3 protein-coding genes are annotated in these 6,175 nt (G+C 42.8%); 2 read left to right on the top strand and 1 reads right to left on the bottom strand.

Features of this window, described 5'->3' with window-relative positions; genetic code table 11:
- The first annotated feature begins 346 nt into the window (after nt 1–346).
- Together aroA and NJ959_RS24415 are read left to right on the top strand one after the other, a co-directional pair.
- The gene (gene aroA / locus NJ959_RS24410; RefSeq protein ID WP_254014350.1) at nt 347–1,699 is read left to right on the top strand and encodes a 3-phosphoshikimate 1-carboxyvinyltransferase; all 1,353 of its coding nucleotides are present in this window, start codon (nt 347–349) and stop codon (nt 1,697–1,699) included.
- 436 nt (nt 1,700–2,135) lie between these two features.
- The gene (locus tag NJ959_RS24415) at nt 2,136–2,708 is read left to right on the top strand and encodes a hypothetical protein (protein WP_254014351.1); all 573 of its coding nucleotides are present in this window, start codon (nt 2,136–2,138) and stop codon (nt 2,706–2,708) included.
- A gap of 267 nt (nt 2,709–2,975) precedes the next feature.
- Here NJ959_RS24415 and NJ959_RS24420 read toward each other — a convergent pair whose 3' ends face one another.
- Nucleotides 2,976–5,852: a GAF domain-containing protein gene (locus tag NJ959_RS24420; RefSeq protein WP_254014352.1), complete on the bottom strand. Its 2,877-nt coding sequence runs from the start codon at nt 5,850–5,852 to the stop codon at nt 2,976–2,978.
- Between the last annotated feature and the right edge of the window lie 323 nt (nt 5,853–6,175).

Here is a 6,175-nt window from a genome sequence, read left to right on the forward strand (position 1 = left end):
CCAAAAATACATCCGCTGCTAATATTCCCCATTCATTGGCATAATTTTTTTTAACGCAAAGGTACGCTAAGGTTGCCGCCAAGGTTCGCAAAGGTTAATCTGGATATGAGGGAAGACCTAAATAATTGTTGTTAGATATTAGGTGTCTGGAATAATTAGAGGTGAGATTACTTTAGCGCTCAAAATTTAGTTTCCAGGCGGGCACGGATTCCCATTGTCTAATAATAACTTGACAGGTGTCAATTGTCAAGGGGCTTGGGCAACGAATTTATAACGGTTTTTTCGGATGGGGTGTTGGTTTTTGGGATAGAATCAGAGTTCACCTCCATCATCTTCAGCTATCCTCATGCCAGTGAGTGCAGTTATTACTACCAAAAGTACGGAAACTAATCAAGATTTAATTATCCAATCACCCCCATCGGGATTATCTCTCAGTGGCACAATTACCGTTCCCGGTGATAAATCTATTTCCCATCGCGCTTTAATGTTGGGTGCGATCGCAACTGGTGAAACCAGAATCCAGGGATTGCTCCTGGGAGAAGATCCCCGAAGTACCGCTGGTTGCTTCCAAGGGATGGGCGCGGAAATCTCGCCGTTGAATACGGAATTGGTTACTGTTCAAGGGATAGGATTGGGAAATCTCCAAGAACCTAATGATATTTTAAATGCAGGTAACTCTGGCACTACCCTGCGATTAATGTTGGGATTGCTGGCTTCACATCCGGGACGTTTTTTTAGTGTAACCGGAGATAGTTCATTGCGATCGCGCCCCATGTCTCGCGTCGTCAAACCCTTACAAGAAATGGGCGCTCATATTTGGGGCAGAAACGGTAACTCATTAGCGCCTCTGGCAGTACAAGGCTCTGTACTAAAACCCACTCATTACCATTCTCCCATTGCCTCTGCTCAGGTAAAATCCTGTATCCTCTTAGCTGGTTTAATGGTGGAAGGAGAAACCACAGTAACGGAACCTGCCCTTTCCCGCGATCATAGCGAAAGGATGTTAAAAGCTTTTGGGGCAAAAATCCGAATTAATCCAGAAACCAATAGCGCCACAGTCATCGGACCTGCCCAATTATCTGGCCAAACAGTAATTGTACCAGGAGATATTAGTTCCGCTGCCTTTTGGTTAGTCGCAGGAGCAATAGTTCCCGATTCTCAATTGCTGATTGAGAATGTCGGGGTTAATCCCACTCGTACAGGTATTTTAGAAGCCTTAGAAATGATGGGGGCAGATATTGTCAGAGAAAATGAGCGGGAGGTAGCTGGGGAGCCTGTAGCCGATTTACGAGTACGCCACAGTCAACTCAAAGGTTGTACCATTGCTGGGGATTTGATTCCTCGGTTAATTGATGAAATTCCCATATTAGCTGTAGCCGCAGTATTTGCCCAAGGAACCACTATAATTCGGGATGCAGCGGAATTGCGGGTCAAAGAAAGCGATCGGATTGCGGTGATGGCATCCCAACTAAACCGGATGGGGGCTAAGGCGACTGAATTACCGGATGGTTTAGAAATTATAGGTGGCACTCCTTTAACCGGGAGTGAGGTAGAAAGTCATGCCGATCACCGAATTGCCATGAGCCTTGCTGTTGCCGCCCTTAACGCTAGTGGTACAAGCACTATCCACGGTGCAGAAGCCGCTGCCATATCCTATCCGGATTTTACCACCACCTTAGCAAAAGTTTGTCACCCATAACTAAGCTCCTGTCTATCTAAATTGGATATTTACATTTTTGAAAGGGGTGTGGGGTGTGGCGTGTGAAGGTATACAGATTAAATGAGTGACAGACGATCGTTCGGTGTATGGTGTAGAGATACAGCCCTTGAGATAGTCCAGAAACCCGGTAACTTCGGCGAAACCGGGTTTCCAAGGTATACTTCATGGGGTGAAAAACCGCTATATTTAACTTGACGATTAGCTTACTAACCTCTAGTCCCTAGTCCCTAGCCTCTAGCCTCTTCCGTGTTTTTATGTCAACAACCCACCGTTAAAGATGATAAATCTGGATTTTTGGCTCCAAAAGGTATAATATTCACTTTTGCATTCTAGAAGACTATCCAAAGGAGCTAGATTTTGGCACAATTGGTCAAATAACTTCCTTATCATAGCGTTTTGCTAAAACGTTGGATGTATGCGACGAACGAATCAACCCCTGCGTTTGCAACTGAATCACTATCGATCCTATATTTCAATTTCCTATGAAGATATGGAGGTTGGCTTTTGCACGCCAGAATTTGCTGCTAAAATAGTTGAAACTTTTAATGAATACGAAAAACTTCACGAAGAGAACGAAGCTGTATACAAAGCCTTCAAAATGGCTTGTATGGACTTGATCAAACAATCGGGTGGCAATGTCAATCAGCTTAATAAACGGATGAAACACTATATGGAGAGTGCTAAACGTCCGGAACATGGGACTCGCGCGATCGCTTTTTTACTCCGTGAACGACAACAGGAACTTGATGTTAGTAATCGAGAATTTGTCCGTTTTTGTTATTCTTACAAGTTGAGTCCTCAAGAGCTTAAGGATATTTTCGATGGTAACGATGTTGGTGATAGTCAATTAAAATCTTTATCACGGATTCTGGGGAAATCAGTTGAAGAGTTGACCGAGATTCGGGATGGCTTTAGTGATAGTGAGATGAATAGTCTAGCACGAATTCTAGGTACATCTAATGAAGAATTAGCTCAACTGTTTAAATAATTGGCTTTGTTAAGAAATGATCCAGATTTGAAAAAATGCTACAAATGTATGAATGAGGTATTGGGGTTTTAGGTGTTCGCCAACCTAAAACCCAATACAGTACTTTTATTAAAGAAGGTGGTGAGGTGTGGGAATAAAAACTCCCCACTTCCCATTCCCCGGAATAATTCTCAGTTTTGAGTTTTAAGTTTTGAATTAAAACGGACTTCGTCCCGCAACGCTCTCCAAAACTCAAAACTCAAAACTCAAAACTCTCTTCCCCACTCCCTATCCCATCACATTTGGGAGTACAACACCAACTTGGTTATTAAATATCTCCATATCTTTTTGATCGTTTTCATCAAAACTGGCTTGGAAATAGTCGGGAACTTCTGGCCAATCTGTGGGATCGTATTCCAGTAAACTGCCAGATGTACGCTTGTTGACTAATTGAGTAACAGCCAACAACTCGCCATCACAACTCAAAACAGGCATACAGAGTAAGCTGCAAGTGCGATAATGGGTTTTTTCGTCAGTTTTGCGAGCCATGTGAGAGTCGGGATGATTGTACAAGTCAAAGGGAATATTCACAGGATGGCCAGTTTCAGCTACTTTACCTGCAAATCCTTCTCCCATTGGCACTCGCGTCTCAATCAAAGTACCATCAGCTTGGGGAATTTTCGTCCACAATTCATTAGTCTTGTAATCAATTAACCAGAGGGTAGTACGATCGGAATTAGTCAGTTCTTTTGCCGCCTGCATTACCGTCTGAATAATATCTTCGGTATTACCGCTATTTTGGCTAACCAAACTAATCGCCTTATAGAGAGGATCGATTGCTTGTCGTCTTTCTTGAATAGTGCGAATTTCTCGATGGAAGGCTTGACAACCTTGGAGAATTGGCAAAATTCCGGTATTCCGTTCCCTCAATTTATCAGCATCGGTTTGGGTAAAGCCATTGCGGTCAATTTTTTCTGCTAGGGTAGCGTCAGAAGTGAGAGGGGATAGTAGCTTATTGAAAGCTCGAATGATCGCGACTACATGCCCTTTGATATCTACTATGGGAAATAGTAATAGATTGTGTAGACTATCAATCTTTGTGGTATCCGAGCCAATATGGATCAAAACATCGTTTAACTTACCTGGTTTATTGCTGGCTTTAATCGATCGCGATTCGACAATTTTACTGGCAATCCCCATCGTTGCCGAAATCCTAATCTCTTTAGCATCGCTTCCTGGCGCGTCAACAACTACTGACCAAAATTCACTTTCTTCACCATCCATCAAGAAAATTGTAGTTCGCTCTGCTTTCAATAACTTGCCAACGGATGACTGAATAAAGCTCAACATATAATAGAGAGCATTATAAAGTCCCTCATCAGTATGATCGGCTACGGAATTACCAAGGATGGCTAGGGTATTGTAAACTGCTTCTTTTGGCTCAATTTGTGCCAGCTTCTTCAGTGTTTCATGAGTTTTAACAAACTGGAGAATAACGCCAACCCGTTCATTAAAAACCTGCATACACTGGCGATCGTTTTTATCAAAACTCGCCTTGAAGTAATCCGGAACAATCGGCCAATCATCTTTGTTATATTCGGGATGTTCCCCTGGTTTTCGCTTGTTAATTAATTGAGTAACACCAAGTAATTCACCATCCGGACTTATTACTGGCATACAAAGTAGACTGCAAGTCCGATAACGGGTTTGTTCATCGGTCTTTTTGGCATTTTCAGCACTAGGATGTTCGTATAAATCGAAGGGAATAATCATCAGTTCCCTAGATTCTGCCACATGCCCCACAAAGCCAACCCCAACCTCACAGCGTACCTCTCCTTTGCCAGGAAGTTCCGTCCACAAATCACCTCGATCGTTATCAACTAACCATAAGGTACTCCGATCCGCATTCATCAATTTCTTGGCGGTATTCATCACCCGATGCAAGATCGCTTTCGTATCTAAATTAATCTGATCTAGCGAACGGGTGGCTTCAGCCAATGCTGCGGTTGCTCGCAGCTTCTTCATTACTTTATAACAAGATTGGCAACTTTCGAGAATCCGGCGGATGGGAACTACGCATTTGCCTAATCTTTCTAAATCTAATGAAGTAAAGCCTTTGTGCTTAGGTGGTTGACGTTCACCCTCCAAGTCTTGAGCTTGTGCTAACTTGTTTAGCAATTGAATAACAGCAATTACTTCTTTGCTTTCATTCAATATGGGAAATGCTAATATATTTTCGGTGCGGTAATTATATTTCTTGTCAAATTCCTTGACTAGAGTGGCACGAGGATCGTTATATACATTATCCGCAATATGGATTACTTTCTTAGTGAGAGCAACTTGACCAGCAATCCCTTCCCCAACTCGTACTTGAATATCTAGGAATTCACCTTCTTCATTTTCCGCCACCAGAGACCAAAGTTCTGTCCTTTCCTCATTTAATAAAAAGGTGGTGGCGCGATCCGCACCCAGTAATTCTCCGACTTTAGATGTGACATCTCGCAGCACTTCATAGAGGGCTTGAGCCGAGCCTTGATCCTCAGTTTCGCTATCTACTTTAGATAATATTTCGACTTGAGAAACTAATAATTTTCGTTCTAAGTCAGATAGAGTTTTCAGGAATTCCGAGTCACTAGGATCGATCTCAGACTGGAGACTTTTTAAAGCACTTTCCACCCAATCTAGGTGAAAAATGGATTCGTAAATCCGATTATGGATTTTTAACTTACCCTGCTGCTTCGTGACTAATCCTAGCAATCGCAATTCTCTTTGTTCGGCACTCTCATTGACTAGAACTTCACCCTGTTGCAAAACGCGCCGATACAGCTTCAAAAGCCTCACACTGCGCTGTTTTTGCCTGAGTAAGCGATCGCGGATTGTCTGCAAATGGACTAATTCCGGCTGATTTTCCCAATTTCCCAGCCAGCGGGATTGGACTAAATGTTCAACCCATTTGGCTTCTGCTCCCAGAGGTGGAGAATCCTCAGCTTCGACTATCAGTTTGCATAGCTGCTGAGTGAGGACGGGTTGTCCCCCCGTCCACTTCAACACCTCCACTAGCAATCGTTTGGAGTTTTGAGATTTCTCTTTTAACCCCTTAATAATCAGTAATCCGGTATTGTTTGCTTCAGGATGGCGTGACTGTTCAGACGAATTGGTGATCATAATGCAACCTGCTATCGAAGCCTTGATTCTTGAATTTAGTTGACATTTTGGTGTGGTTTGCTGAATTCCCTACAGCGACAGATGAGAGGGGGCTATTTTCTAGGTTATTCCTAGTTAGCCAATCTGACGGGATCAACCCGTAAAATAATTGTAAAATTTAATGATTGACAAAAAGATAGAGATGTGCATATTGAAACCTAGAGAGCAAGAGACACCGTGTATGAGCAATGCTTTGGGCAATTGATCGAAAATGCTTTCTTTGATTTTATTCCTCTTAACGGCAGAAAGGAAACTATTCTTATTGGGGAGTGGGGTGTGGGGTG

This window comes from Limnofasciculus baicalensis BBK-W-15 (genome assembly GCF_024178385.1).
Lineage (GTDB): Bacteria > Cyanobacteriota > Cyanobacteriia > Cyanobacteriales > Coleofasciculaceae > Limnofasciculus > Limnofasciculus baicalensis.